Source organism: Methylobacterium phyllosphaerae (genome assembly GCF_001936175.1).
Classification (GTDB): domain Bacteria; phylum Pseudomonadota; class Alphaproteobacteria; order Rhizobiales; family Beijerinckiaceae; genus Methylobacterium; species Methylobacterium fujisawaense.
Genome location: NZ_CP015367.1, coordinates 2,252,114 through 2,276,504 on the forward strand (window position 1 = coordinate 2,252,114; position 24,391 = coordinate 2,276,504).

Below are 24,391 nucleotides of genomic sequence, written 5' to 3' on the forward strand. Positions count from 1 at the left end.
TACGCCCAGCAACCCGCGGGCGGCGGCAGCGCGACCGGCAACATGAACAACCCGGGGTCTGTGAAGAGCGAAGGTCAGAAGGCGACCGAGGAGGCGACCGGGACAAGCACCCGTTCGCCCGCAGCCGGCGCCGCGGCAGTCCCCGGAACCGGCACTGCGCGCCCTGGAGTCGGCGCTGGCGGAAGCACAGCTGCGCCGGCCCGATAAGCTCTGCGAACGCAGCCCCAAACAAAGGCCGGGTCCGGCTCGAAGCCGGCCCGGCCTGCCGCACGTCTGAGAGCTGCAGGGCTCACTGCAGCCTTGCCGACAGACTAGCGAGCGTCGAGCGCATGACGTCCTCCTGTTCCGCGGGCTCGAGGGTTAGAGCCTCGACAAGCGTCCCGGCGAGGCCGCCCGGAACACCCCCCTGAGCGGCCAAAGCGCCAAAAGCCGCCTCTCGGATCACGTCGCGGTCAATCTGGCCGCTGAGCTGCACGAGGAGAGCGCCGTTCACGACGGTTAGGGCTCGCACGTGCTCGATGAGCACGCGGAGAGCGCCGTTCTGCACCAGGGCGAGGCGCTCGAGGTCAGCGAGCCGGTCGTCTGCCATAGACATCACTCCGCACCGGCACCCGGCGTTTCACCGTCCGAGAAGCTGTTCCTCGACCGGCCCCGCAAGGTGCCGGCTGCCGCAGCGGCCCGGCTTACTGAGCCTGCGGCGGCCGACGCCGCCGGACCGACCTGCGCCAGTTTGCTGAGAAGCCCATCTACAGCCCCGGAAGCTGCCGTGATTGAGCCTGTGTCGATAGTGGGGGCGACCGTGACCGCGCCGAGCGACTGCAGCTTGGCTTCCATGCCCGAGATGAGGCCCTCGAGCTCGGTCTTGCGCCGCTCCATGCCCTCGCCAAGGCCCGGCAGGTCCAGGCCTGCCGTCGCGCTCATGTCGGTCTTGAGCGAGGCCAGTTCGGCCCGGTAGCCCTCGAGCGCCGTTTTCGCCTCGGCGATCTTGCCCGCGTCGACGGGCGAGGCGCCGAAGCCCGAGCTCGGGCCGCCGCCGCCCGAGCCGAGCGGCACGGCGTCGAGCGCCCCGACCGGCCCGTTGAGGCCGAAGCCGAGCCGGGCCGAGCCTACCTCTGTCGGCAGGCTCGAGCCCCGGATCCCGGCCATACGGCGCCCAGCAGCGTTCGCCCGACGCTGCCGGCCGACCGCGCTGCTCTCGCCGTAGATCATGTCGGCGAGGACTGGATCGAACGCCGCCACGGCAGCTCGCCCCAAGCCATCCGATAGGTCGGGCGCCGTCAGCACGTTCTGCTGCTGTGCGAGCTCGGCCAGGGCACCGACGCCGGCAACGCCGGCTGCGCCCTTCACGAGCTTGCCTGCCCGGCCGAAGCGGCTCGCCTTGGCCCCCGCAGCCCCAGCGCCGGCCGCCGCAGCTGCAGCGGCGCCGCCGTTGGCCGCGGCGCCGGCTGCCGCCCCGCCGCCCAGAGCGGTCGCCGCGACCGTCAGGGCCGCGGCTGAGCCGTCTAGGGCGACGGCGCTGGCCCCGAGGCCGAACCCGTTCATGATGCCGTAGCTGAGCGCCCCGGCGCCCGCGAGGCCGGCAGCCGCTGCCGAGGCGCCGGCTGCCGTGGCCAGCGCCGGATGGTCCGACGCCGCATTCGCGATGGCGTGCAGCCCCACTGCCAAATTCTTGAGGCTCGAGGCCGCAAACGGCATGCCGGGCGCCGTCGCCGTCGTCATGAGATCATCGAGGCCGGCCTTGAGCGCCGTCAAAGCAACTTTTGCATCCTTGCTCATGTTGCGTTTGAAGATTTCTTCGGGCGTGCCAACAAGCTCCATCAGGTGCTCGTCTTTGTGCAGACGACTGCGCATGTTCTTCTGTGACAGTTCGTTGGCGAAGAAATTGGCGTTTTGGTTGCGGAATAGTGTGGCTAGGGCCTGCTTCAGTGCCTCCTTATCGTCTACGTCGATCCCCTTTCCATCCCGGCCGCCCTTCTCGCGAAGTGCCGGCAGAACAACGTCCTCCATCCACTGCAGGGGATCCGCGTGCGCGCCGGCCGTGTCCTTGATCGCGCCCGTGCGCCAGCCGACCGCATGGCCCTTTTTCATGATGGCCTGCGACTTATCGAGCAGGCCAAGGCGCATCCATTCCTCGGCCTGTTTCATGTCATTGACCTTGCCGTCGATGACACCGTTGAATGAATTCGCTGCCGTGCCGGCGCGGTCGCCGCCCATCGTTCCAACAATCGAGGGCATGATGCCGGTCAAGAACCGCTCGTTATAGCCCTGCAGGCTCGACTTTGCTTGCTGGGCAAAGTTGAGCATCTCAGTCGGATTGAAGTTGCCGCGCGTGAACACCATGGCGCGGACGAGCTTTCCCGTCTCTCGTTCGAAGGTTGCGCCGTCGCCCGCCGTGCCGCGTTCCTCGGCGAAACGGGCCATCTTGTTCCCCATCTCACCGGCGTCGTCCTGCACCTTGTCGCCCGCCGCCGCGTGCACGACACTCGCCGCGCGTTGCATGAAGGTCAGATGCTCGATGGCGTGCTCGAGCGAGCCAAAAGCGCTGGTCGTCTCGTTCACGACCTTCAGGCTCTCCTCAAACGAAGCAGTCGGGATCGCGGCGGCAGTCTGCTTCGCTGCCGCATGGATCTCCTCGAGCTCGTGATCCGAGCGACCGGCGTTCTGCAGCGCGACAACCTCGTGCTGATAGTTTGCACCCGCCCGCACGGCATGCTCGATGCCGCCCACGACGCCATGCGCCGAGGCATAGCCCGCGGCGCCGGCGGCCGTGTAGCCGATAATGCCGTGATGACGAATATAGTGGTCGCGCTGTTCCTCCTCGCTATGCCCGCCCCCTCGGCGGCGGCGCGAGGCGTGCGCGAGTGCGCCGGCCTCGGCCCCGGCTGCCGCGGCGCCGCCCATGCCGCCGGAACGGCCCATGCCATTCCTGAGCCGGCGCTCGGCCTGCGCGATAGCCTGGCGGCGGCTGTCGGCCGTCGCCATGCGCTCGGCCATGGCGTGCGTCTTGGCTGCCGCAGCCGCCTTGTGCTCGGCGCCGGCGACGCGGCCGAGCAGCGCAATCTGTTCGCGCAGCTGGGCGTTGGCAGCCTCAGTCTCAGACGCGAGCGCCTTCTCGGCCGCGCCGAGCGCCAAGCCGCGCCCGGCTCGGCCGACGCCCGTATTGAGCAGCTCGTTCCGGGCGGCGCGCACGGCCTTGCCGCGCTCGATGAACGCCTCTTGTTGGGCCGCCTGGCGGCGCATGGCCGCCGTGTGGGCCTTCTCCGCGGCCTTGATTGCCTTGGCGTCGCCGGCGGCCTGCGCGCGGGCGAGCGCCGCGGCTTCCCGGGTGGCGGTCGCCCGAGCCTGCCGCAGGGCGTTGCCCTGTTCCTTCAGCGCCCGGGATCCGGCCTTGAACGCGTCGATCCGCGCGCCCTTGCCGGCCAGCGCGTCGAGCTGCTTGAGCGCGGCTGCGCCGGCCTCGCCGAGCTTCTTCAGGTCCGCGCCGCTCGCGCCGAGCTTCTTCAGCGCCTCGGCGTCGGCCTTCGCCTTGGCGGCGAGCCCGTCGTCCTTGAGCTGAAGCGTGAGGGTCGAGGTCAAATTCGACATGGGGCAGTGCGCTCAGCTCGAGGATGGGTCAGACGGTTGGCTGCGGCGTGCCGACCTGGCATAGCGCCACCAGGCTGCCGACGAAGGGCGCGCGTCGTGCCTTCGCGCCCTGGGTTGCGTACACGGATGAACGGCGCTCGAGGCGCGGGCTCGCCTGCGCAGCGTCGGGCTCGCCATCGGCGGCCGGCGCGGCCGGGATCACGGCGAACGAGGCGAAGTTGACCGAGCCCCCGCTCGACAGGACCGAGACCGCGAGCTCGTGGCCTGCAGCTGCGGCCGGGACGATCGGCGTGACGCTCACGGTGCCGGCATCGACCTCGGCCGTGCCAGTCCAGAGCGAGGCGAAATCCTCAGCCGCGGTCGCGCGGCCGAGCAAAGTGATGTTGGCTTTCATCATGATCCCCTCGTGAAATGGTTGCGGCCACGCGCGCCTTGGCCGTGAACAGGTCTCCGGGGGACGGAGGCGCGCTTTTCGCTGTTCGACGGGCCGCTACGCCGTCAAAGGATCCCCCCGCAGGGTTGCTGCCGGGCGCGGTGCGCGCCCGGCAAAGTCAGGCTCGCGCCTCGTTCTCGGGCGCGTCGGCGTATGGGCCCCGGTAGGGCTGCGTCGGCGGCGCGGCCGGGAGGGCCTGCACGCGCTCGGCCCCAGGCGCCGGGATGAGCTGTGTGATGATAGCGCCCGATGCCAAGGCAGGCCCTCCCGGTCGCGCGTAGCGGAGCGCTTCCACCTGACCGATGACCTCACCCGGCTTGGAGAGGCTGCTCATCGGGCGCCAAACGTAAGGGTCAGACGCCAGGAAGCCCGGGAGCGAGATCTTCTCGGCGAGGCGATAGGCGGATATGTGCCCCCTGCCCCTCTGGAAGCGCCGCTCCGTGAATGTGCGCAGCTCCACTTGCGTGCATTCGTTTACAGGCACGCCTTCGATCCTGATGACGCCTCGACCGGGCCCCGTTTTGTAGACGTTCCCCTGCTCGAACGTGCCCGGCTTGACGTTGCCGACCGCAACCCACCGCTTCACTTCGACTTCGGACAGAACCTCGTCTGCCTCGGCCGGAACGTCTCGAGCAGGATGCTCGACCCCGGCGAGCGGCTCTACACCGCGCGGCAGGTCGGCGTTCGCCGCCTCGACCTCGACCTCGGCGCGCGCCACGAGTTCCATGAGCTGCACAAGGTCGGCGGCGAGCTGCGGATACAACTCGGCGAGTGCACGGCGCGCGTCGTCAGCTTCCGCCCGCGCAGCCTGGTAGACAGCCACGCGCTCGGCTTCGGCCTCGCGATCCTGCGCCTCGGCCAGGCGCTCGCGCAGGGTCTCGACCAGGGCCTCAGCGCGCTCAACGCGCATGCCGGCGTCGCGGCGAGCTCCGTCGAGCAGTTGGGGGGCCTTCTCATCCGCCGTCAGGAGCCCAGCGCGATACGCAGCCTCGGCGGCTGCCTGTGCCTCGCGCGCCGCGGAGAGCTCGGCCTCGGCGGCCGGCAACGACGGCGCGAGCTCGTCCGCGGTTGCATCTTCACGCTGAGCGAGCCCCAGAAGGGCCTTCAGGGCGCGGATCATCGTGCGGTCTCCGGGATGTGTGCGCCACGCGGAAGAGTGGCATTGAGCCTCGCAACGGCGTCACGAGATGAGGCTGCAGCGGGGATGACTGCGCCGGCGCGGCCAGCGAGGGTCGCGTTCAAGGCGGCCACGCTGGCATCGCTCGACGCCGGCGCCGAGCTGCCGGCGCGCGTGGCCGTGGGACTGCCCTGGGGGGTGCCGAGGCCGATGCGGCCGGCCTCGAGGTCCACGAGAGCACCCTCGAAAGTTCCGATCTCATCGGCCAAGCCAGCGGCGACGGCCGCCGCGCCCATGTATGTCCGAGCTTCCGTGCTGCGGATCGCCTCGGCCGTGAGATTGGCGCGGCCCGCGGCGACGCACCCCACGAAGGCGCTGTAGAACGCGTCGATCTCGGCGCGGAGGTCCGCCTTCACGCTGGCTGGAAGCGGGCCGTACGGATGGCCGTCGACCTTATGCGCGCCGGCATAGATCAGGGTCGGCTTCACCCCGGCCTTGGTCAGCGCGCCGGACACGTCCGTGTGCAACATGACGACGCCGACGCTGCCGGCGATCCCCGAGGGCGTGGTCACGATGCGGGTCGCGCCCGAGGCCATGGCGTAGGCTGCGCTCGCGCAGAGGCCGTTCACGACCGCGACGACGGGCTTGAGCGCCGCGACCTGACGGACGACGGCCGCCGCCTCGAAGGCGCCGACCGCCTCGCCGCCGGGGCACTCGAAATCGAGCAGCACGGCCCGGGTGCGGTCATCCTGCGAGGCGTGCGCGAGCTGAAACTTTAGCCCCTCGTAGCTCACAAGGCCGCTGCTGGCGCCAATCCAGGCGCCCCGGTTGACCGTCGAGCCGATGACGGGGATCAGAGCCGTTCCCGCTGCCGTGCGGCGGTAAGGCAGGCTGCCCTGAGAGCCAGGCGCCTGGCGGTCGACGTGGCTGCCGACGAAGCGGGAGGCCTCGGGCGTCAGTCCCGAGACCTCGAGGCCGATCCGGCCGCCGAGCACGGCCGCGATAGTTTCCAGCTTGCTTGGCAAGATCGCGAGCGGCCGGTTCAGCACGAGGCTGGCGATGTGCGGGAGCGAGGTCATGGGCGGGCCTTCGGGCGCGTGTCGCGAGCGATAGCTTCCTCGACGGCCTCGCGGGCAAAGCCGCTGATCGACTTGCCAGCGCGGCGGGCGGCCTTGGTGAGCGCATCCTTGGTGTCGAGCGGCAGCCCGACGCGGACGGTCTCGGTCACGAGGTCCCGGCTGGGACTATAGGGAGGGCGGCGAAGCATGGCCGCAGGCTAGGGCGCAGGGTCGTGGCCGAGCACCCATTACGGTTGCTCGCCGTCGTACGCCGTTGGTCAGTCGCGCTGGTCACGCACGTATCGCCGAAGCCGAGCTATCGGGATGCACCATGGGGCGTTCGGAACGCCGCCAGGCTGATAGCCTATCGGGTCGCGGGGGTGAGCGGCGTTGTGGCGAACGATGTGACGCCGCAAGCGCTGCGTCGTCCAGCCTACGGCATGCGCGGCGCGCTGCAGGGACAATACCTCGTCACGTTCCTCGACGGGGTGTCGGTAGGCGTCCGGATTTACTCCTTGAGCCGCAGCGAGCTCAAGCGCGAGCTCTTTCAGCCTTCCAATGACCGCACGCATCTCGGCGTCGATCTCTGCCGGCGTGCGGGACACGGACGGGAAGGTTGGACGGATGACGTCGGCGGTCATGGCAGCAGGCTCATCAACAGCCCGAACACTACCAGAACCGAGAGCTAGATCAGAGGCTTAGGAGTGGTCTGAGTGCCACGGCAGGGGCGCCTGAGGCGGGGTTATCCACATGCTGGCGACGCTGAGCCAATTGGCCGGCTAGACGCCGATGCTCGACGCCGAACTCGAGGGCCGCTGGAAAATGCGGGAGGGGAGTTAAGTCCTTGATTTCTCACAATCCGGAGTGAACTGAAACTCGAATTGGCGAACCGCAAAAAACGCTCGAACCTTCCGCTGCGCCGGCATCGCGGGTCCCTGCCGCCGCGTACGTTCCTTTTGCCCTCCCCCCTCCCCTCCCTCCATGGCACTCGAATGGCCGGGCCGAGCGTCAGCGCGGGTCGCTGGCGGGTGTGTTCAGGCATGGACGGCCGGAGGGAAGTCGCGGGGCGAGCGCCCGTGAGCGACCAATTCCTGCGCGGCAGGCTCAGCTTCGACGGCCACGCACAGGGCAGACCCGTTAAGGCCTATGGGTCATGCTCACAGCCAGGGCAGCTCGCCCTCGGGGCATGTCATGCTCGAGCGCCGCACCAAGCTACGTGCCCACGCCGCCGTTCCCGGCCGCGCCATCTTCTCCATGGCTACGGCAGAGGCGTCATGCGTCGTTGTCGATTTCTCGGCCGCGGGTGCGTGCGTGCGCTTCGCCGAGGGTGTGTCGCCGCCCCGGCTCTTCAACCTGCACATCGGCCCGGATCCTGAGCCCTGTGCCGTCCGCGTCGTCTGGCGCAGGGCTGCTCATGTCGGCGTCGCATTTCTGAAAGCTCGCGCCGCGCCTGACGTCGTTCCGGGCTGAACGAAAAGGCCCCGCCGGCGCGAAGCCGGGCGGGGCCTCAAGCACTGTTCCACCCGGCTCCTGCCGGCAATCGCGGCCTGCCTGATCGCGACAGGCTGGCAAAGGAGCGCACCGCGGCTGCGTTCCACGCGACTGATAAGTGCAACATACGCTCTTGATCCGCTATGTGACCGAACAGGGCTCGAATTTCAAGATCATGCGCGCTGAGGGTTATGCCTCTCAGGAGCGAGGACAGGCTTACGTCGGGCCTGTGCTTTGAGAATTGAACACTCCGGGTGTTTTCTGCTCCCAACTCGTCGCCCTCGACGTCGCCGGCGAGCTGCGGCTCGAGGGCTCGCTCATGCCCGCTTATCAGCGGCGCCTTGGCGAGGGGCTGAGCGCCCGCGTGTGCCCTCAAGGCACGAAAGCGGGCGAGCAGGCCCGGCCTCATGTGTGCTCGTGCGCAGGCGCGGGGTGAGATGCTACGGAATTTCATCTTGCCGCCGTCACGCCCATGCGTTCCGTCTCCTCGCTCTATCCGGCATGGTCGCGGTCGAGGGGCAAAGCCCTCGCCGCGATGCCAGAGCGAAACTCACGGCCCGGGCCGATTGGCAGACCACACAGGCTGAGGCTGTTGAAGCCCGGTTTCAGGCGTTGGCTCTTATAGGCAAACGGAACTGAATTCCGACTTCTGAGGGGGTTTTTGGCCCCCGCAAACGGAACTGAATTCTGAGTGGGCTGAGACTGATTTGCCCGGCTTTCGAGGCTTACGTCCGTGTTGCTGCCGGTCGTAAAGCGTCTTGGCCGGGGCCTCGGGATCGAGCAGCTTCGCCTTTGCGAGCTTCTCACCGCGCCGCGGTGTGCCCTTCGCCCTGCGAACTTCGGCTTTCCGGTCCCGGTCCCTGGCCCGCTTTTTCTCGGCTCGAGCTACGTCAGTCATGTCGACTGCCTCGGCGTAGCGGAAGTCGATCAGGTCACGCTCCGCATCCAGGAGTCCGAGCTGCTCGCCAACCCAACGATGCGTTACCTCGACCGGGTAGGCCCGTAGATCCGAGCGAACCATGATCCGCTCGGCCTCGCTCAGCCGGCGAAGGTGCCTCTGGCTCCAATTGTGCAGGTCGCGCTCGAACTTCGGATTGCGGGCGGCGGCCGCATCTTCTGCCGCGGCAACGACCCTGTAGATGTCGGACGAGTGTTCGGCAGGGGCGCCATCTCGGCCATAACGAAGCTTCAGCAGCTTTACCGTGTCGCCAATCACCTTCGTGAGGTGCCCGATGTTGCTGATGATCTTGGAGCCGTCCTTCCCAACGACGGATCCAGGCGTTTCCCGCTCTTGGTCGGAAGGGCGAGGCGCGCTATATCCGGGTACAGCTGATGAGAAATTCGAGAGGCCTTCCGGTTGCCGCCGGGGGGCCTTTTCTCTGTCCGGTTGCGCAGCGTCGCCCCAACCTGGGGCTAGTGACATGTCGCTATGTCCTCTCAAATAGCTCACGTACACGTTCCATGTACGCTTCATGCAGTAGATCTTTAGCACAACGCCGAGCAGATTGCTTCTGAAGGCCGCGGCTGATCAGCCGCTTCTCGAACTTCCGGGCCTCTCGATCACACACCACATCCAATTCGTCAGGATCACAGTGCGGAAGTCGCTTGATTACCTCCGCGAGCACGGTCGCATTCCTGACGAGCGGGAAAGAGAGCACGGGCGCCGGGCTCAGGTCGCGCGGCGTCCCGACACGTGAGCGCTGGCCGAGGCTCGCCGGGGCCCGAGAGCGGCGGCCGCCCTCGAGGCGGACCGCCGCGGCGCGCTCGGCCGGCGTCGGCGGCTTTGGCTTCCGGGGGCGCTTCGGGCGCGAGATCCGCGCAGTTTTGCGCGCATGTTCCTCAAGCATGAGGCCGGCGGCGGCGAACAGGTCGGGGTCGGGTGGCTTTGGCATGGTTAACAGCTCAGCAGCTGCCCCCGTCGTGAGTCTCACCGGGGGCACAGCCAAGAGAGCTTCGGCAGTTTTCCACAACGACCACGAGCCGTTCACGACTTCGCCAGGTTCAGGGTGCCAGCTTCGGGGCAATGGCGGCCTTACCGGCCGATGTCGTCAGGAGTGATCTCCGATGTTCAAGTGCGCGCTTGCCCTGCTGACCGTCCTCGCCGTCGTCGCGATCGGCGGCCTGATACAGCTGCCCCTAAAGCCCCTGCGCGCGATCCGTGGCCTGATCCGCGACAAGGCTGCGTTGGCTCACGCGCCGGCCGCCTAGCCGAGTGTTACGAGCCAGCCCGCGGATGCGCATGGCTGCCCCGCTGACACGGGCGTGGCAGCCATGCGAGGCCTTGCTCTATGTCCGCCAGCCCTGTCCCGTCCCCGCCTGCGGGGCGGCACGTGCGCGTACGCTGGCTGATCAGGAACGCCCCTATGAGAAGGTTGCTCGCGTTCGCCGCGGCCATGGTCGTGTGCGCCTGTCCCGCGCTTGCCCAAGCCGGTCAACCGTCCCGGGACTGCAACATGGATCCAGAGACGACGGGCGCGCTGCCTGCTGATCCCCGCAGCCTGTATATGTCTGGCGAGCACCCGGTTCGGGCAGATCCGGATCCGCCAGCGGCGAGCTGGCAGGACGAAGCCCAGGAGAATTCCGAGCAGCGCAGGCGCGATCTGCTGGGTTGCGGGGTGGACTGACGCCCCGCCGTCAGCTGGGATCCTTGCCCCACGACGTCTCGTTTCCGTTCATCGCCGCGGTCGAGCCCCGAACGGCTCCCGCATGCGAGCGCGCCGGCTGCCGTGCTTCCCTGACACATGGCGGCCGGCGCGTCCCGAACTTCCAGCACCAACCCGGGACAGCCGCACGATCAGCCTGGTGACGGGCGCCTAACCCGCCTCGCGCATGATGCTGTTGAGCCGCGTTGCGTATCGGCTCGGCTCATTGCTGGTGAGATCGGACGCTCCCCCGCCCCGTGAGCAGATCGGGGCGGGGCCGAGCGGCCGATGTTTTGGGGGGCATGCTCATGACGGACGAGCCTGGCCAGACGCTATCGGACGAGGAACTCGACCGGCTGGCGCGGAAACTGTTCGCTGAGGTTCGGGCTGAGAGCGAAGAGGCGAAGGCAGAGCGAGCCCTTGAAAGCGCCGGCGAGGTCGCCGGGGATGTGCTCCCTGGAATACCCGATTGGCTGCTCGACGCTGGCGACGGCGACAGCGGGGATTGAGCCGCCCCGCCGCTGCAGGGCCTCGACTTCCACGGCAGCCCACTCGCCACGTTCGAACACGCCGGCGAGCGATGGGTTGTGATGCGCCCCGTGGTCGAAGGCATGGGGCTGAACTGGGCAGGTCAGCAGCAGAAGCTGTCCGCAGATCCGGGCCGGTTCAACTGTATGGATATCCATACGCTTGGCGCAGATGGCCGCCAGCGGGAAATGGCCTGCATTCCGTTGCGCCGCTACCCGATGTGGCTGGCTACGATCAATCCGGCCAAGGTCCTCGACCCAGCCGTGCGCCAGCGCGTCGAGCAGCTCGAGGCCGAGCGCCGGCGCCAACGCGGCCCACGGCCTGCGCCGCACGAACGCCGACAAGCGCCGCGCAGTGCTCATGCTGCTCGAGGATGAGGAATGGGCCGCCTGGTCGGACCGAGAGATTGCCCGGCGTTGCGCCGTCGACAACAAGACCGTCGCCCGCCTTCGCGATGAGTTGAGCCCCAAGACTGAGGAAATCCTCAGTGAACCAGCCCCGCGCACCTATCAGGACCGACACGGCAACGTGACCCGCATGGACACAGCCCGGATCGGTCGCAAGGCCGCCGAGCCGGCACCGAGTGTCCCTGTCGAGGCTGAGCCTGTCGAGCCGCCAGCGCTTGAGACCGAGCCCGCGCTTCCCTTCGTTGCGCCGCCGAGGAGCGTTGTTCGCGCCGGCGATAGGTTTAGCCTTGGTCCGGCCTCGAGCGTTGGGCGCAATCGGCATCTGCGGCGTTGAAAGGAGTAAGTGATGAGGAGGACGGATGGCGGACGCCTTCACGCCGCGCCTTGCCATGCTGCTGGTCGAGGACGATCCCCTGCAGCTCATCGACGCCTCCGCGGCTCTGCGAGAGGCTGGCTTTGAGGTAGCCGAAGCGTCGACCATCGACGCGGCTCAAGCCCACCTGGCAGCCCGTCCCGAGCTAGTGGCCATGGTCGCGGACGTCGACCTCGCCGGCGAGCCCCTGAGTGGCTTTACCCTGGCAAAAGCAGTGGCGGCGCGCTGGCCCGAGATCGCGATCCTGATCGTGTCGGGAGTGGAGTGGCCTGGCGAGGAGCAGATGCCCATGGGCGCACGCTTCCTGCGCAAGCCGTACGCCCCTAAGGGGCTCGCCGAAGCCCTACGTGCCGTTCTGGCAGCGCGGGGGATCGGCTTATGAACCGCCTTGCCCGCCCTGGCGGCGACGCAGGCCGCACGAGCCACGTGACGGACGCGACGGCGCCGCGGACGGCGGCCTTCGTAGGCTCCTGCCCGCACTCTAGCCGGGCATCGAGCGTGCGGCGGATCACGCCAGGGTCGGCCGCCTCAGCGTCGCGCATCTGCCGGGCCTCGTGGATCGCCTTGCGGGTTAGGCCAAGGTCGGCGACGGTCGCCAAGCTGTTCCCGTCCGGAACGGCTTTTCCGCGCTGCCCGTTGGCCGCAACCTCGCCCCGGTCCTGCGCGGCGTCGTACTCATCCGCGAGCCGGTGCGCGGCATGCGACGATAAAACAGAGGATGAGCATCTAGCCTAATTTCCAACCGGCGGTTGCGGTGTCTAACCTCGGCAACAACTCGCCGCGCCTGAGGTTCTGATCGATGCTTGAGCTTGAACCGTTCGACGCACTTGCCGTTTCGCTTCACCATGGTCCCGGAGTGTTCGCCCTCCTGATCGGCTCCGGTCTCTCGCGAGCAGCGGGCATTCCTACTGGATGGGAAATCACGTTAGATCTTATTCGAGAGCTTGGCGCACTCAATGACAATACAGAGAGTGACGACTGGGCCAAGTGGTATCGTGAAAAATTTGGAATAGAGCCGAGCTATTCTGAAATACTAGATAAGATCGCCTCTACCCCAAGCGAGCGCCGCAGTATCTTGCACAGATATATTGAGCCTGCGGAAGGCGAAGAAACGCGTCGCCCAACCAAGGCTCATCGAGCTATCGCCAAGTTGGTGGAAGACGGAATAATTCGTGTCATCGTCACGACCAATTTTGATCGCTTACTCGAGAATGCTTTGAGAGAGCTGGGAATCGAAGCTACGGTGATCGCTAGTGACGATGCTATTTCTGGTGCGGTGCCTCTTATTCATTCTCGCTGCACAATAATCAAAGTTCATGGAGATTACTTGGATAACCGCATCAGAAACACTGACGCAGAATTAGACGGGTATGCTCCAGAGATGAACAGTCTGCTCGACGAGGTCTTTGATCGATTCGGCCTTCTCGTCGTGGGTTGGTCCGGAGAATGGGACACTGCGCTCCGCGCCGCTTTGATGCGAGCGCCGAGCCGTCGTTATCCAATGTACTGGGCTGCTCGGGGGTCGATCGCTCGGTCCGCGGAGGACCTCGTAAGACATCGCGGAGGTAAATCTTTTCAGATAACGGATGCCGATTCATTCTTCTCCCGATTGTCAAATACGGTTGACGCACTTCGAAGCGTGAACCGCGCGCATCCCAGCACCGTCGCGATGGCGCTTGCGCTTACCAAACGATACTGCAGAGAAGATCAATTTGGCTTGGAATGGACGGAATTGCTCGCATTGGAGGCGAACAAGATCCGCGACTACATAAACGGGCCCAATTATCCGACAGCTCACCCAACGCCCGAGATCATGAACGAACTTGTGAGCGCCGTGGTTGCGAAAACGGAGACGCTGCGTAGAGTTTGCATGCTGTGCGGCCGATGGGGCACCGTAGAGGCCAACAAGGCGGCGATTAAAACTGTTCGTTCGCTCGGCATGCGTGGAGAATTTCGAGGCGGTTATACCATCTACTCTGAAATGCGCGATCTGCCTGCGTCTCTCTGCTTCTACTGGCTTTTGGCTGGCTCTCTGGCACGTGAGAGCTGGTTACGGACAGCCCAAGTCCTACATGAAAAAATCAAGAGAGATGATGAGTTGGAGCGCTTCGTAGATGTGCTGAACATCTATGCTATACAATCGAACAATTGGAAGTTCCTAAAGGGTCTTGAGAACCGAAAGACGCCAGCAAGTGATTTCTTGTTCGATCTTCTTCAGAAGGAAATCTCCGATATCAATTATAATCCGCAAGAGGTCGAAGATTTGTTCAACAGGATGGAATTTACCATTACGGCGGATTTTGCGCATCAACGGATAAAGAAAGTAGAAGAAGGAGTTGGACCTTGGTTTTGGGCGCCGCTCGGGAGGTATATGTGGAGGGGGCGTTTCAGCAGGGAGACTACTACACCCCTCGATTTGACAAGCCTTGGGGATGATTCCCCTATCTTGAAGGCGGGTTTGTTTGGAGGAACCTCTGCAGAAGCAAGAAAAATCGCTGCGCAATTGGATCAGTTCTTCAAACAAAACGCGGGAGCGTTTTACTGACCTCCGGTGTAGCCAGCCGCAACCCTACCTTCCACCGGCACAGCCGCAAGCCGACTGCAGCCAGCTTCGCTCGGAACGCTTCAAGGCCCCCCAGAGCGGGCTCCTCCTATTAGGGGCCGGCGACCAGCAGGAACGGCACGGGATGCCGTCTCTTGCCCACCAGTGTCTCACACGTGCGTGGGAGGGCTCCGCCGCAACTGACGCTTCGGTGCAGATCAGCGCCGCAGCGCCTCGATCCAGGCTTTGACTGGATCCACCACGAACGACACGTACGCCGCCCACGTCCGCGCCCAGCCATGCACGGGCATGTCGGCGTCATCCGGACGGGTTGCCATCAGGGCGGCCACGTAGGCGTCCTCGTGCGGCTTGCACTCGTCCAGGGCGTTACGCTCACGCCCGGCCCGGCTGCCTTGCTCAGGCTGTCGGTCGAAGGCTTCCCGAACGCATCCGTGCCAGGCCTGTTCAAGCGATGGCAGGTTGGCCGGCTCGGCCGCCAGGGCCGACGCCGGCCCAGCGCTGGCGAGGGCCGTGAGAAAGGCCAGGCCGAGGGGGACGGGCAGCCGCCTACTCATCGGCCGCCACGGCAAACGCCATCTCGCTCGCGGCCCGCCGAAGCTCATAGCGCGCCACGCCATCCGCGAGCGCCACGAGGCTGCCGAGCATCAGCCCGAGCACGATGCAGCGACGGATGGTGAGCGCGGGAACGAGCATGAAAGGCGCCTGGAGGAGACGCCGGGAGGATAGCTGAGCCGTACGTTGCTGCCTGCCGCGCCGGGATCACAGCGGTACGAAAAGCGAACGCTTAGCACTCGGGCTCAGCCTGCGTGACCTTCAGCAGAGTGCTCTGGTTGTTCTCGAGACCGGCAGCTCGGGCAGCTTCCTTCGCCGCCGGCGCTATGCCGTCGATCTTGATGGCCCGCTTGGCCTCGGTGTTCTCGACCCCGAGTTCACGGGCTGCAGCCGCGATGCCGCCCTCGGGGCGACCCCGCCGCATTTTCGGGGCAAGTTGCCCCGAAATTCCCTCGACCGTCTGCGCCTCTGTGAGCCGGATCCACTCGGCAATCTGCTCGTTCCGCTGCAGGGTCGTAAGGTCGGCCCGATGCAGGTTCTCGGAAATCTCCCGCCGGCGGGCCTCGGCTCAGCCTTTGGCGCTCACCGCCATCTCGCCCTCAGAGCGAGGCCGAAGGCGCAAGCCCGGCCCGGCGTCGTCAGGCTCGAGGAACGAGGCTCCGGCGGCTTCAAGCACGGTCTGAATGGCTCGGATCGTTCGGTCCCGCAGCTCGGCGCCGCCCTCGTATCGGACAATCGTATTCGTGCTCACGTCGGCCATCTCGGCGAGCGTGCGCACGGAGATATCCAGGCCGGCTCGGGCAGCCTTGCAGGTCGCCGGGGTTATAATCGCCACTGCGTTAACAATTCCGCTTGACGGAGCGACTTGCTCCCACCATCGTTGCGACAACGTAGCGAAATGGGACCAAAGACACAATGTCGATAGAAGCAAACCGGCGAGTCATGCACATGCAGACCGCCGACGTTGATCTGAAGCATATGCATCGGAAGCTAGTGCGTTCCATCGAAAGCTTAAAAAGGCAAGAAGCTGGCGAATACTACGGTGAGCCGGACCGACCTTCCAAGCTTTTCGCTTCCGTTCTCTATGATGTTGTTCGCGCTCCTATCAGGGACAGGGAACACCTTGATGCGCTGTTCACCGCCATCAATTACCTCATGACTGAGAACAATGAGCCTGTTACTCAGTCGATAGAACGGGCAGTTGATGAGGCTCTATCGGAAGCAATTGATAGAGCGGATCCACGCGAGCAAGCGTTGCTCGCACTCGTCCGTTATCGGCTGAAAGGCCCGCGGCGTGATCTGATGAACGCTTAGGCGACGCCCTATGCTGAACGGCTCGGCTTCGACACCCTGTCGAAATCAGGGCAACGGACCAGATGCGAGCGATTGAAGAGCTGAAGGCGCGGGCCGAGCCCTCAAGGGGCCGGCCCGCATGCCGTTCGGCTTCAACCCCCGAAGAGTGGCCGTAGCGACGGCTCAGAGGACCATCGCCGGGTTAACGATCCGTTAACCACCCCGGACGACCGTGCCGTGACGTCATCACGAAGACCGTTCGTGCATCGGTCAAGTCAGCTGCAGGGGACGGGATGAGCATGGACATGTCCGCTTGTCCGTGCTGCGGCCGGACGGATTTCGGCACGGATGAGCAGCGGCTCGCCGATGCCGGGATCTGGGCCGAGGAGTTCGTGCACATGTGCGAGCACGTGCACGAGCGCCGACACCTGAGCGACCTGCGAATGCATTCGTGCCCACATTGGGCCAGGTCCATGCAGGACGCCGCAGAAGCACAGCAGAGCTTGCGCTGAGGGCCGTCGCCCCCCTCCCCCATGCTGCGCCCCATACAGGGCGGCCAAGGAGCTGACGCCTCGGCCCCGGACTACTTCGATGGATTGGGGAAGGGTCCGGGTAGCGTCGCGTTACCCTGGGAGTTACCCGGATGGGGCAGAGCTTGCGGCTCGATACCAATTTCCGGGGCTAAGTCTTTGAAGATCTTGGTGGGCGCACTAGGGTTCGAACCTAGGACCCGCTGATTAAGAGTCAGCTGCTCTACCAACTGAGCTATGCGCCCGATCGCGTCTGCGACCGCCCGGTGGCCACCAAGTCCGTCCGGGGTGACGGGCTGATACCAACGCGGCTGGGGGGTGTCCACCCCCCGCCGCAGCTTTTTCTCATTCCGCCGCCGCATGCTGTGCATGCACGCGCACCGAATGGGCCGAGAGCTTGTTCAGCGCCGAGAGATACGCCTTCGCGGACGCGACCAGCGTGTCGGGATCGGCACCGCGGGCCGTGACGCTGCGCTCGCCGTCCCGCAGGCGCACCGAGACCTCGGCCTGGGCATCCGTGCCGCCGGTCACGGCATGGACCTGATAGAGTTCCAGCTGCGCCTGATGCGGGACCAGCGCCGAGATCGCGTTGAACACCGCATCCACCGGCCCGTTGCCGTCCGCCTCCTCGATCCGCGTGCCGGCCTCGTCGGCGATGCGCAAGGTCGCGCGCTGCGGCCCGCGGGTGCCGGCGATCACCGACAGGGAGACCAGCCGGATGCGGTCGTGGGCCGTGGCGAGGTTCTCGTCGACCAGCGCCTCGATATCCTCGTCGTAGACGTTCTTCTTGCGGTCGGCCAAAGCCTTGAACCGGTCGAAGGCGTCCTGAAACTGGTTGTCCGACAGGTGCAGGCCGAGATCCTCCAGCTTGGAGCGGAACGCCGCCCGGCCCGAGTGCTTGCCCATCACCAGCGAGGTCTTGGTCAGCCCCACCGAGGCCGGCGTCATGATCTCGTAGGTCTCAGCGTTCTTGAGCATGCCGTCCTGGTGGATGCCGCTCTCATGGGCGAAGGCGTTGCGGCCGACGATCGCCTTGTTGAACTGCACCGGGAAGTTCGTGGCGTGGCTCACGAGCTTCGAGGCGCGGGTCAGCATGGTCGATTCGACCCCCGTCTCGTAGGGCAGCACGTCCGCGCGGGTGCGCAGGGCCATCACGATCTCTTCCAGCGCCGCGTTGCCGGCCCGCTCCCCGATGCCGTTGATCGTGCACTCGACCTGCCGGGCGCCCCCCTCGATGCCCGCCAGGGAGTTGGCGATCGCGAGACCCAGGTCGTTGTGGCAATGGACCGAGAACACCGCCTTGTCGGCGTTCGGCACGCGCTCACGCACATTCGCGAACATGTCGCGGTACTCGGAGGGCGTGGCGTAGCCCACCGTGTCGGGGAGATTGATCGTCGTGGCGCCGGCCTTGATCGCCGCCTCGACGCAGCGGCACAGATAGTCGAGGGGCGTGCGCGTCGCGTCCATGGCCGACCATTCCACGTCCTCCACGAGGTCGCGGGCCTGGGCCACGGTCTTCAGGATGATCTCGACGACCTCGTCCTGGCTCTTGCGCATCTGGTGCGCGAGGTGGATCGGCGAGGTCGACACGAAGGTGTGGATCCGCGCCCGCTGGGCGTGGCGCACCGCCTCGCCGGCCCGGGCGATGTCGGCGGGAATCGCGCGGGCGAGCCCCGCGATGGTGGCGCGCTTGGTCCGCCGGGCGATCTCCGACACGGCCTCGAAATCGCCGTTCGACGCGATGGGAAAGCCGGCCTCGATGATGTCGACGCCCATCGTATCGAGCAGCTCGGCCACCGCGAGCTTCTCGTCGAAGGTCATGGTGGCGCCGGGGCATTGCTCGCCGTCGCGCAGCGTGGTGTCGAAGATCACGATGCGGTCGCGGGCGGAGGTGGTGTTCGTCGTGGTCATGGCATTACCCTGTCGCGGGCCGCCCGGCTCGAGATGGCGCGGCGCGGCGTGGTGCCCTCGCGGGCGGATTCGCGAATGGAAGAACTCCCCTGAAGGCCCAGGCGCGCGCCCGGACGGCCCTCAGGGGCGGGTAAGCAGAAGCGGAAGAGCAAGCCCGGCGCGGCGCGCGCGCGACCGCGGCGCCGTCATGGCGGCGCGGGCGATCTCGGGCGCTGAGCCGGCTCTGGCCAAGGCTCGTCTCTCCTGTCGGCGACCCACGCGGGATGGTCTCACGGCGCGGTGCAGCCCGTAGGTATCCCCGGAACGGCCGGAACACAAGCGAGCGCCGCGCACCCGGTGGATCAGGAGGTGCAGGCACAGTCCGGAACCCGTACGGCCGGCGGATCCGCGAGAACCGCCGCCGCCAGATCGTCGTAGAACAGCATCTGTCCGGCGGCCCAGTCCTCGAATTCCGCCAGCACTGTCGGATCGAAAAAGCTCAGGCGGCTGTCGGCGATCCGGATCCATCCGGCCGCCTCCGCCTCGGCGAGCAGGTTGCCGACATGCGCCCGGGACACGTCCAGCCGCTCGGCGAGGCCGCGCAGGCTGAGCGGCGCGGCCGGCGGCGCCCCGGGAATCGTGGCGGCGTAGTGGGCGCCGACGAGGGCGGCGAGCAGCGGGTAGCCGCAATCCCGGCCGGCGAAATGCAACACCCGGGGGAACGGCGCGATGAGCGTCCCGTGCCGCAGAACATGGGCCGCCGACCGGCGGACGAGTTCCCCGAGCCGGCCGGGCCCGTCGAGTCCTGCCGCGCGGCCCGGATCGCGACCCGCGACGGCGTCCATGGCGACGACGAACAGGCGCCCGGACCGGCCGATCTCGGTCACCAGGGCCGGCGAAGCCTGCAGGCATTTCACGCGTGCATCATCCGGATCCGCCACCGCCGTGACGAACCGCCCGGCCTTCAGGGTCGACACGAAGCCGGCCGTCTGCCGGTGGCTCAGTCCGACCATCGCCTGGAGCGCCGTCAGGGTCGGACGGGGGCCGCCATGGTGGCGCCACGCGTAGTCGTTGTGGATCAGCATGAACGAGACCACGTAGCGCCCGATCTGATTGAGCAGCTTGTGACTCGGCCAAACAATCTGCGACGGCTCGATCATCCCCTGGCAGTAACCGGCGACCGCCCCACGGAAATCGCGCTCGGACCGAAGCAGAGCGATCCGGTCCCGAAAATGATCGTCCAACATCCGCGCCTCGCAGCAGCCGGATCCATGCCTTCGGGATGCCCGGCGCAGCCCCTTCGGTCCAGTATTTCCTGCAAAGTTTGGACTCGGCGGTGAAGATCCGCAGGGGATACGATCCGGAGTGCTCGGCCCGCTGCTGCCGGGACGAGCGGCTCGCCGGGCTCGGCCGGCAAGGACGACGAAGGGGACCGCCAAGCGTGTGCGATCTGCATCGACCCTCCCTCTCACGGCGACTCTCACGGCGCGGCCTGTTGACGGCCGTCGCCGTCGGCACCCTGGCCGGCGCGTCCGCACCGCCGTTTCGCGCCGAAGCGGCCTCCGACGGGGCTCGGTCGAAGGCCATCACGCCCGAGGAGGCTCTGGCTCGGCTGCTCGACGGCAACGGCCGCTACGCGGCCAACGCGCCCGCCAACAGGGATTTTTCGGCCGGTCGCGCGGCGCGGGCCGCGGCTCAGCATCCGATCGCCTGCATCGTCGGCTGCGCCGATGCCCGGGTCGCCCCGGACTTCATCTTCGACCAGGGACCGGGCGACCTGTTCGTCGTCCGCGTCGCCGGCAACTTCGTCAACACCGACGGCCTCGCCAGCCTCGAATACGGCGTGTCCGTCCTGGGCGCCCCGTTGATCCTGGTCCTCGGCCATTCCGAATGCGGGGCCGTGAAGGCGACGATCGACGTCATGCGGACCAAGGCGGTGCTTCCCGGCCATCTCCCGGTGCTGGTCGACGCGATTCGGCCCGCGGTCGATCTGGCCGCGAAGGCCCGGGCGCAGGATCCCCTCGCCGAGGCCATCGCCCAGAACGTCCGGCACACCGTCGGACGGCTGGAGCAGTCCGGGCCGATCATCGCGGAGGCCGTCGCCGCCCAGCGGGTGAAGGTCGTGGGCGGCTTCTACGACATCGCCACCGGCAAGGTCGCGCTCCTCTGAGAGGACGCAGGCGCATCGACGATCGAGCCGGCGCCTTGCCAATGACGGGCCAGCCTCGATAAAGCCCGCCGGCACGTCGAGACCAACCCGCGAGACCGTCATGGCCAGCTACAAGCTCCTGCTCCTCCCCGGCGACGGGATCGGTCCGGAGGTGGCGGCCGGCATGCAGGTCGTGCTCGAGGCGCTCAAGGAGACCGGTCTCGCGACCTTCGAGACCGAGACCGACCTCGTCGGCGGCTGCGCGCTGGATGCCCATGGCAGCCCGCTCGCCGACGCGACCCTGCAGCGCGCCAAGGATGCGGACGCGATCCTGCTCGGCGCGGTCGGTGGGCCGAAATGGGCCGGCGTCGCCTACGAGAACCGCCCGGAGGCCGGCCTGCTGCGCCTGCGCAAGGAACTCGACCTCTTCGCCAACCTCCGTCCGGCGATCTGCTACCCGGCCCTGGCCGAAGCCTCGGCCCTGAAGAGGGAACTGGTCGAGGGCCTCGACATCATGATCGTCCGGGAGCTCACCGGCGGCGTCTATTTCGGCGAGCCGAAGGAGATCACCGTGCTGAAGGACGGCTCCAAGCGGGCGGTGGATACCCAGGTCTACACCACGGCCGAGATCGAGCGGATCGCCCATGTGGCCTTCGACCTCGCGGGCAAGCGCTCGGGACGTGTCGCCTCCGCCGAGAAGCACAACGTGATGAAGTCCGGCGTCCTCTGGAAGGAGGTCGTCACCAAGGTCCATGCGGAGCACTATGCCGACCTCCAGCTGGAGCACATCCTGGCCGACAACTGCGCCATGCAGCTGGTGCGCCGGCCGAAGCAGTTCGACGTGCTGGTGACCGACAACCTGTTCGGCGACGTGCTCTCCGACATCGCCGCCATGCTCACCGGCTCCCTCGGCATGCTGCCCTCCGCCTCGCTCGGCGCGGTCGATGCGGGCGGCCTGCGGCGCGCGCTGTACGAGCCGGTCCACGGCTCGGCCCCGGACATCGCCGGCCAGGACAAGGCGAACCCGATCGCCATGATCGGCTCGCTCGCCATGTGCCTGCGCTATTCCTTCGGCCTCGGCGACGCCGCCGACGCCCTCGACGGCGCCATCACCGACGCCCTGTCGGGCGGTGCGCGCACCGCCGACATCGCCGGCGAGGGCACGAACCCGATAGGCACCCGGGCCATGGCGGCGGCGGTGGCGGACGCGCTCCGCGCACGCGTCGGCTGAGACAGGACTTCGGCGCGTCTCAGCATCGGGGTCGGTCCCCAGCCGCGTGTTTCGACGCATGGCGGCCGGGCCCGACCTTCGCTATGACGCGCCCATCGAGGAATGGGAGCGTCATGAAGGCCGGAAACGGGGCGTCTGAGCGCGCGAGCGCGGATTTCGGCTTCGAGCGCGTGGCGCTCGACGAGAAGCAGGGGCGCGTCGACAGCGTCTTCCACTCGGTCGCCCGCCGCTACGACATCATGAACGACCTGATGTCGGCGGGCCTGCACCGGGCCTGGAAGGCGCAGCTCGTCTCGATGCTGCGGCCCTCCCAGAACCGGGCCTTCGCGCATCTTGACGTCGCCGGCGGCACCGGCGACGTCGCCTTCCGGGTCCTGGCCGCGGGCGGCCCTCGCACCCGGGTCACGGTTCTCGACATCAACGAGTCGATGCTGCGCGTCGGCGCGGAGCGGGCCCGGGAGCGCAAGCTCGACGAGGCCGGCGACCGGATCGCGTTCGTGACCGGGAACGCCGAGGCGTTGCCCCTGCCGGACGCGACCTTCGACGCCTACACGATCGCCTTCGGCATCCGGAACGTGCCGCGGATCGAGACGGCGCTCGCCGAGGCGCGGCGGGTGCTGAAGCCCGGCGGGCGCTTCCTCTGCCTGGAATTCTCCGCCGTCGACATCCCGCTGCTCGACCGGATCTACGACGCCTATTCCTTCAACGTGATCCCGCGCATCGGCGCCCGGGTCGCCGGGGACGCGGAATCCTATCGCTACCTCGTGGAATCGATCCGGAAGTTTCCGACGCGCGGCGCCTTCGCGGGCATGATCGAGCGTGCCGGCTTCCGGCACGTCACCGACCGGCCGCTCACGGGCGGGATCGTGGCGATCCATTCGGGCTGGAAGGTCTCTTGACCGCCGCCGTGCGCGACGGGAGCCAGCACCGGTGATCAGCGCCGCCATCAACCTGTTCCGCGGCGCGCGGGTCGGCTTCGTGCTGGCCCGCGAGGGCGCCCTCGCCTTCGCCGATCCCGCGGAGCTGCCGCCGCATCTGCGGCTCGCCCTGCGGCTCGGCCGCTCCCTCGAGCGGCCGGGTCTCGACGACGGCGCCGCTCGGCTCTCGGCGGCCATGACCCGCCTCGGCCCGTCCTACGTCAAGTTCGGGCAGTTCCTGGCGACGCGGCCCGACATCGTCGGCATGCGGGCGGCCTTCGACCTGGAGAAGCTGCAGGACCGGGTGCCGCCCTTCCCGCAGGAGGTCGCGCTCCGCACCGTCGAGACGGCGCTCGGCAAGCCGGTCAGTCAGCTCTTCGTGTCGTTCAGCGAACCGATCGCCGCCGCCTCCATCGCGCAGGTCCACAAGGCGATCGTCCAGGATGCGGACGGCACGCAGCGCGCGCTGGCCGTGAAGGTGATGCGGCCGGGCGTCCGCGAGCGCTTCATGCGCGACCTCGAGGTCATGCGCTTCATGGCCCGGGTGGTGCACGCCCTGTCCCCGCAGGCGGAGCGGCTGCGTCCCCGCGAAGTCGTGGAGATCCTCGCCCGCTCGGTGCTGATGGAGATGGATTTCCGCCTGGAGGCGGCCGCCGCCTCCGAGCTCGCCGAGAACACCAAGGACGACCTCGACTTCCGCGTGCCGAAGCCCGAATGGGAGCTGACCGCCCGCGAGGTGCTGTCGGCCGAGTGGATCGAGGGCACCCGCCTGCACAGCGCGGCGGAGATCGCCGCCCAGGGGCACGACCCGCAGACCATCGGGCGGACCGTCATCCAGAGCTTCCTGCGGCACGCGATCCGCGACGGCTTCTTCCACGCCGACATGCACCAGGGGAACCTGCTGGTGGACGCCGAGGGCCGCCTGGTGGCGGTGGATTTCGGTATCATGGGCCGCCTGGGCCCGAACGAGCGCCGGTTCCTCGCCGAGATCCTGCTCGGCTTCATCCTGCGCGACTATCGCCGGGTGGCGAAGGTCCATTTCGAGGCGGGCTACGTGCCGGCCCACCATTCCGTGGAGGATTTCGCGCAGGCGATCCGGGCGATCGGCGAGCCGATCCACCAGCGCCGGGCCGACGAGATCTCGATGGCCAAGGTCCTGACCCTGCTGTTCGACGTCACGGCCCTGTTCGACATGAGCACCCGCACCGAGCTGGTGATGCTCCAGAAGACCATGGTGGTGGTGGAGGGCGTCGCCCGCTCCCTCGACCCGCGGCTCGACATGTGGACCACGGCCGAGCCGGTCGTGCGCGCCTGGATCGCCCGCAACATGGGCCCGGTCGGCCGGGCGCAGAGCGGCCTGGAGGCCCTGCGTGTGGTCTCCGACGTGGTCGGCGATATTCCGGATCTCGCCATGCGGTTGAAGCGCGTGCTGGTGCGCCTCGACGAGGCCGGAACGGGCGATGCCCGCCGCCTGGAGCGCTTCGCCCGCAACGAACGCTATCGGGCGATCTGGTCGACGCTGGCTCTCTGGGCGATCGCCGCCGGGGCGCTGATGCTGGCGTTCCGCGGGGGGTGAACCCGCATCGCGGGTCCGCGCGACGGGGGTGATCGCACGGTCCCGTCGGGCGCTGC

The 24,391-nt window shown here is 67.4% G+C and carries 28 protein-coding genes and 1 tRNA gene; 15 read left to right on the plus strand and 14 right to left on the minus strand.

Translation table 11 applies throughout. From position 1 onward, the window contains the following. Positions 1-289: 289 nt before the first annotated feature. From MCBMB27_RS10020 to MCBMB27_RS28800, 6 genes are all read right to left on the minus strand, one after another. Positions 290-589, minus strand: coding sequence for a hypothetical protein (locus tag MCBMB27_RS10020; protein ID WP_139231572.1), 300 nt, complete (start codon positions 587-589; stop codon positions 290-292). Between the two features lie 5 nt (positions 590-594). Beyond that, complete coding sequence (locus MCBMB27_RS10025; protein WP_075380330.1) at positions 595-3,585, minus strand: hypothetical protein; 2,991 nt, start codon at positions 3,583-3,585, stop codon at positions 595-597. A gap of 28 nt (positions 3,586-3,613) precedes the next feature. Next, positions 3,614-3,982, minus strand: coding sequence for a hypothetical protein (locus MCBMB27_RS10030; protein WP_075380331.1), 369 nt, complete (start codon positions 3,980-3,982; stop codon positions 3,614-3,616). A 154-nt stretch (positions 3,983-4,136) separates the two neighbouring features. Continuing rightward, positions 4,137-5,138 carry a hypothetical protein gene (locus MCBMB27_RS10035; RefSeq protein ID WP_075380332.1) on the minus strand — a complete coding sequence of 334 codons (1,002 nt, stop codon included), beginning with the start codon at positions 5,136-5,138 and terminating at the stop codon, positions 4,137-4,139. After that, positions 5,135-6,184, minus strand: coding sequence for a S49 family peptidase (locus tag MCBMB27_RS10040; RefSeq protein ID WP_236952943.1), 1,050 nt, complete (start codon positions 6,182-6,184; stop codon positions 5,135-5,137). Before MCBMB27_RS10040 ends, MCBMB27_RS10035 begins: the two co-directional genes overlap by 4 nt. Before the next feature lie 26 nt (positions 6,185-6,210). Continuing rightward, on the minus strand, positions 6,211-6,363 hold the full coding sequence (locus MCBMB27_RS28800; RefSeq protein ID WP_159020325.1) for a ribbon-helix-helix protein, CopG family: 153 nt from the start codon (positions 6,361-6,363) through the stop codon (positions 6,211-6,213). 63 nt (positions 6,364-6,426) lie between these two features. Between MCBMB27_RS28800 and MCBMB27_RS29550 the strand changes: the two genes are divergently transcribed. Further along, entirely contained in the window at positions 6,427-6,882 is a 456-nt protein-coding gene (locus MCBMB27_RS29550; RefSeq protein ID WP_210187510.1) for a hypothetical protein, read from the plus strand. A 502-nt stretch (positions 6,883-7,384) separates the two neighbouring features. Further along, a complete protein-coding gene (locus MCBMB27_RS10045) occupies positions 7,385-7,663 on the plus strand; it encodes a PilZ domain-containing protein (RefSeq protein WP_159020327.1) in 279 nt (92 codons plus the stop codon). Between the two features lie 640 nt (positions 7,664-8,303). On the opposite strand, the gene MCBMB27_RS29555 is transcribed toward MCBMB27_RS10045, so the two are convergent. Beyond that, positions 8,304-9,158: a hypothetical protein gene (locus MCBMB27_RS29555; RefSeq protein WP_139231574.1), complete on the minus strand. Its 855-nt coding sequence runs from the start codon at positions 9,156-9,158 to the stop codon at positions 8,304-8,306. A gap of 590 nt (positions 9,159-9,748) precedes the next feature. Here MCBMB27_RS29555 and MCBMB27_RS30195 point away from each other — a divergent pair. From MCBMB27_RS30195 to MCBMB27_RS10080, 7 genes are all read left to right on the plus strand, one after another. Next, positions 9,749-9,892 (plus strand): hypothetical protein, encoded by a 144-nt coding sequence (locus MCBMB27_RS30195; RefSeq protein WP_167380414.1) that lies wholly within the window; start codon positions 9,749-9,751, stop codon positions 9,890-9,892. Positions 9,893-10,047: 155 nt separating this feature from the next. Next, the gene (locus tag MCBMB27_RS10055) at positions 10,048-10,308 is read left to right on the plus strand and encodes a hypothetical protein (protein WP_075380336.1); all 261 of its coding nucleotides are present in this window, start codon (positions 10,048-10,050) and stop codon (positions 10,306-10,308) included. Between the two features lie 320 nt (positions 10,309-10,628). Next, positions 10,629-10,835: a hypothetical protein gene (locus MCBMB27_RS30975; RefSeq protein WP_418287727.1), complete on the plus strand. Its 207-nt coding sequence runs from the start codon at positions 10,629-10,631 to the stop codon at positions 10,833-10,835. Positions 10,836-10,916: 81 nt separating this feature from the next. Next, positions 10,917-11,231 (plus strand): phage antirepressor N-terminal domain-containing protein, encoded by a 315-nt coding sequence (locus MCBMB27_RS30980; protein WP_418287728.1) that lies wholly within the window; start codon positions 10,917-10,919, stop codon positions 11,229-11,231. Further along, positions 11,215-11,595, plus strand: coding sequence for a hypothetical protein (locus tag MCBMB27_RS30360; protein ID WP_174695256.1), 381 nt, complete (start codon positions 11,215-11,217; stop codon positions 11,593-11,595). Before MCBMB27_RS30980 ends, MCBMB27_RS30360 begins: the two co-directional genes overlap by 17 nt. 25 nt (positions 11,596-11,620) lie before the next feature. Next, positions 11,621-12,016, plus strand: coding sequence for a response regulator (locus MCBMB27_RS10075; RefSeq protein WP_075380338.1), 396 nt, complete (start codon positions 11,621-11,623; stop codon positions 12,014-12,016). A gap of 417 nt (positions 12,017-12,433) precedes the next feature. Continuing rightward, positions 12,434-14,179 (plus strand): SIR2 family protein, encoded by a 1,746-nt coding sequence (locus MCBMB27_RS10080; protein ID WP_083683453.1) that lies wholly within the window; start codon positions 12,434-12,436, stop codon positions 14,177-14,179. Positions 14,180-14,394: 215 nt separating this feature from the next. Here the strand turns inward: MCBMB27_RS10080 and MCBMB27_RS10085 are convergent, their stop codons facing one another. The 4 genes from MCBMB27_RS10085 to MCBMB27_RS10095 all read right to left on the minus strand — a co-directional run bounded on the left by MCBMB27_RS10085 (position 14,395) and on the right by MCBMB27_RS10095 (position 15,527). Beyond that, the gene (locus tag MCBMB27_RS10085; protein WP_083683456.1) at positions 14,395-14,751 is read right to left on the minus strand and encodes a hypothetical protein; all 357 of its coding nucleotides are present in this window, start codon (positions 14,749-14,751) and stop codon (positions 14,395-14,397) included. Further along, on the minus strand, positions 14,744-14,890 hold the full coding sequence (locus tag MCBMB27_RS30200) for a hypothetical protein (protein ID WP_167380415.1): 147 nt from the start codon (positions 14,888-14,890) through the stop codon (positions 14,744-14,746). The genes MCBMB27_RS10085 and MCBMB27_RS30200 overlap by 8 nt, the downstream gene beginning before the upstream one ends. Before the next feature lie 91 nt (positions 14,891-14,981). Further along, complete coding sequence (locus MCBMB27_RS10090; RefSeq protein WP_075380340.1) at positions 14,982-15,173, minus strand: hypothetical protein; 192 nt, start codon at positions 15,171-15,173, stop codon at positions 14,982-14,984. Between the two features lie 144 nt (positions 15,174-15,317). Beyond that, positions 15,318-15,527: a transcriptional regulator gene (locus MCBMB27_RS10095; protein ID WP_335633079.1), complete on the minus strand. Its 210-nt coding sequence runs from the start codon at positions 15,525-15,527 to the stop codon at positions 15,318-15,320. A gap of 170 nt (positions 15,528-15,697) precedes the next feature. Between MCBMB27_RS10095 and MCBMB27_RS29560 the strand changes: the two genes are divergently transcribed. Together MCBMB27_RS29560 and MCBMB27_RS10100 are read left to right on the plus strand one after the other, a co-directional pair. Further along, entirely contained in the window at positions 15,698-16,063 is a 366-nt protein-coding gene (locus MCBMB27_RS29560) for a hypothetical protein (RefSeq protein WP_139231575.1), read from the plus strand. A gap of 278 nt (positions 16,064-16,341) precedes the next feature. Beyond that, on the plus strand, positions 16,342-16,554 hold the full coding sequence (locus tag MCBMB27_RS10100; protein WP_139231576.1) for a hypothetical protein: 213 nt from the start codon (positions 16,342-16,344) through the stop codon (positions 16,552-16,554). 187 nt (positions 16,555-16,741) lie between these two features. Here MCBMB27_RS10100 and MCBMB27_RS10105 read toward each other — a convergent pair. The 3 genes from MCBMB27_RS10105 to MCBMB27_RS10115 all read right to left on the minus strand — a co-directional run bounded on the left by MCBMB27_RS10105 (position 16,742) and on the right by MCBMB27_RS10115 (position 19,709). Further along, positions 16,742-16,817 (minus strand) — tRNA-Lys (locus MCBMB27_RS10105). A 100-nt stretch (positions 16,818-16,917) separates the two neighbouring features. Further along, a complete protein-coding gene (locus MCBMB27_RS10110) occupies positions 16,918-18,483 on the minus strand; it encodes a 2-isopropylmalate synthase (protein WP_043380649.1) in 1,566 nt (521 codons plus the stop codon). 341 nt (positions 18,484-18,824) lie between these two features. Then, positions 18,825-19,709 (minus strand): hypothetical protein, encoded by an 885-nt coding sequence (locus MCBMB27_RS10115; protein ID WP_075380342.1) that lies wholly within the window; start codon positions 19,707-19,709, stop codon positions 18,825-18,827. A 194-nt stretch (positions 19,710-19,903) separates the two neighbouring features. Here MCBMB27_RS10115 and MCBMB27_RS10120 point away from each other — a divergent pair, with 194 nt between their 5' ends. The 4 genes from MCBMB27_RS10120 to ubiB all read left to right on the plus strand — a co-directional run bounded on the left by MCBMB27_RS10120 (position 19,904) and on the right by ubiB (position 24,335). Beyond that, complete coding sequence (locus tag MCBMB27_RS10120; protein WP_043757808.1) at positions 19,904-20,632, plus strand: carbonic anhydrase; 729 nt, start codon at positions 19,904-19,906, stop codon at positions 20,630-20,632. A gap of 100 nt (positions 20,633-20,732) precedes the next feature. Then, positions 20,733-21,842: a 3-isopropylmalate dehydrogenase gene (gene leuB / locus MCBMB27_RS10125; protein WP_075380343.1), complete on the plus strand. Its 1,110-nt coding sequence runs from the start codon at positions 20,733-20,735 to the stop codon at positions 21,840-21,842. A 113-nt stretch (positions 21,843-21,955) separates the two neighbouring features. After that, positions 21,956-22,741 carry a bifunctional demethylmenaquinone methyltransferase/2-methoxy-6-polyprenyl-1,4-benzoquinol methylase UbiE gene (gene ubiE, locus MCBMB27_RS10130; protein WP_043345890.1) on the plus strand — a complete coding sequence of 262 codons (786 nt, stop codon included), beginning with the start codon at positions 21,956-21,958 and terminating at the stop codon, positions 22,739-22,741. Between the two features lie 31 nt (positions 22,742-22,772). Further along, the gene (gene ubiB, locus MCBMB27_RS10135; protein ID WP_043345888.1) at positions 22,773-24,335 is read left to right on the plus strand and encodes a 2-polyprenylphenol 6-hydroxylase; all 1,563 of its coding nucleotides are present in this window, start codon (positions 22,773-22,775) and stop codon (positions 24,333-24,335) included. The last annotated feature ends 56 nt before the right edge of the window (positions 24,336-24,391 follow it).

Excerpts from the sequence above, each read along its gene's own strand:
- MCBMB27_RS30975 (WP_418287727.1), top strand. The coding sequence starts at position 10,629 with ATGCTCATGACGGACGAGCCTGGCCAGACGCTATCGGACGAGGAACTC.
- MCBMB27_RS29555 (WP_139231574.1), bottom strand. The coding sequence starts at position 9,158 with ATGAAGCGTACATGGAACGTGTACGTGAGCTATTTGAGAGGACATAGC.
- MCBMB27_RS10090 (WP_075380340.1), bottom strand. The coding sequence starts at position 15,173 with ATGCGGCGGGGTCGCCCCGAGGGCGGCATCGCGGCTGCAGCCCGTGAA.
- MCBMB27_RS10110 (WP_043380649.1), bottom strand. The coding sequence starts at position 18,483 with ATGACCACGACGAACACCACCTCCGCCCGCGACCGCATCGTGATCTTC.
- MCBMB27_RS30980 (WP_418287728.1), top strand. The coding sequence starts at position 10,917 with ATGCGCCCCGTGGTCGAAGGCATGGGGCTGAACTGGGCAGGTCAGCAG.
- MCBMB27_RS10085 (WP_083683456.1), bottom strand. The coding sequence starts at position 14,751 with ATGAGTAGGCGGCTGCCCGTCCCCCTCGGCCTGGCCTTTCTCACGGCC.
- MCBMB27_RS10080 (WP_083683453.1), top strand. The coding sequence starts at position 12,434 with ATGCTTGAGCTTGAACCGTTCGACGCACTTGCCGTTTCGCTTCACCAT.
- MCBMB27_RS10055 (WP_075380336.1), top strand. The coding sequence starts at position 10,048 with ATGAGAAGGTTGCTCGCGTTCGCCGCGGCCATGGTCGTGTGCGCCTGT.
- MCBMB27_RS10020 (WP_139231572.1), bottom strand. The coding sequence starts at position 589 with ATGGCAGACGACCGGCTCGCTGACCTCGAGCGCCTCGCCCTGGTGCAG.
- MCBMB27_RS10045 (WP_159020327.1), top strand. The coding sequence starts at position 7,385 with ATGCTCGAGCGCCGCACCAAGCTACGTGCCCACGCCGCCGTTCCCGGC.
- MCBMB27_RS10100 (WP_139231576.1), top strand. The coding sequence starts at position 16,342 with ATGGACATGTCCGCTTGTCCGTGCTGCGGCCGGACGGATTTCGGCACG.
- leuB (WP_075380343.1), top strand. The coding sequence starts at position 20,733 with ATGGCCAGCTACAAGCTCCTGCTCCTCCCCGGCGACGGGATCGGTCCG.
- MCBMB27_RS30360 (WP_174695256.1), top strand. The coding sequence starts at position 11,215 with ATGCTGCTCGAGGATGAGGAATGGGCCGCCTGGTCGGACCGAGAGATT.
- MCBMB27_RS10025 (WP_075380330.1), bottom strand. The coding sequence starts at position 3,585 with ATGTCGAATTTGACCTCGACCCTCACGCTTCAGCTCAAGGACGACGGG.
- MCBMB27_RS10115 (WP_075380342.1), bottom strand. The coding sequence starts at position 19,709 with ATGTTGGACGATCATTTTCGGGACCGGATCGCTCTGCTTCGGTCCGAG.
- ubiE (WP_043345890.1), top strand. The coding sequence starts at position 21,956 with ATGAAGGCCGGAAACGGGGCGTCTGAGCGCGCGAGCGCGGATTTCGGC.
- MCBMB27_RS30195 (WP_167380414.1), top strand. The coding sequence starts at position 9,749 with ATGTTCAAGTGCGCGCTTGCCCTGCTGACCGTCCTCGCCGTCGTCGCG.
- MCBMB27_RS30200 (WP_167380415.1), bottom strand. The coding sequence starts at position 14,890 with ATGCTCGTTCCCGCGCTCACCATCCGTCGCTGCATCGTGCTCGGGCTG.
- MCBMB27_RS10030 (WP_075380331.1), bottom strand. The coding sequence starts at position 3,982 with ATGATGAAAGCCAACATCACTTTGCTCGGCCGCGCGACCGCGGCTGAG.
- MCBMB27_RS29560 (WP_139231575.1), top strand. The coding sequence starts at position 15,698 with ATGCAGACCGCCGACGTTGATCTGAAGCATATGCATCGGAAGCTAGTG.
- MCBMB27_RS10035 (WP_075380332.1), bottom strand. The coding sequence starts at position 5,138 with ATGATCCGCGCCCTGAAGGCCCTTCTGGGGCTCGCTCAGCGTGAAGAT.
- MCBMB27_RS10075 (WP_075380338.1), top strand. The coding sequence starts at position 11,621 with ATGGCGGACGCCTTCACGCCGCGCCTTGCCATGCTGCTGGTCGAGGAC.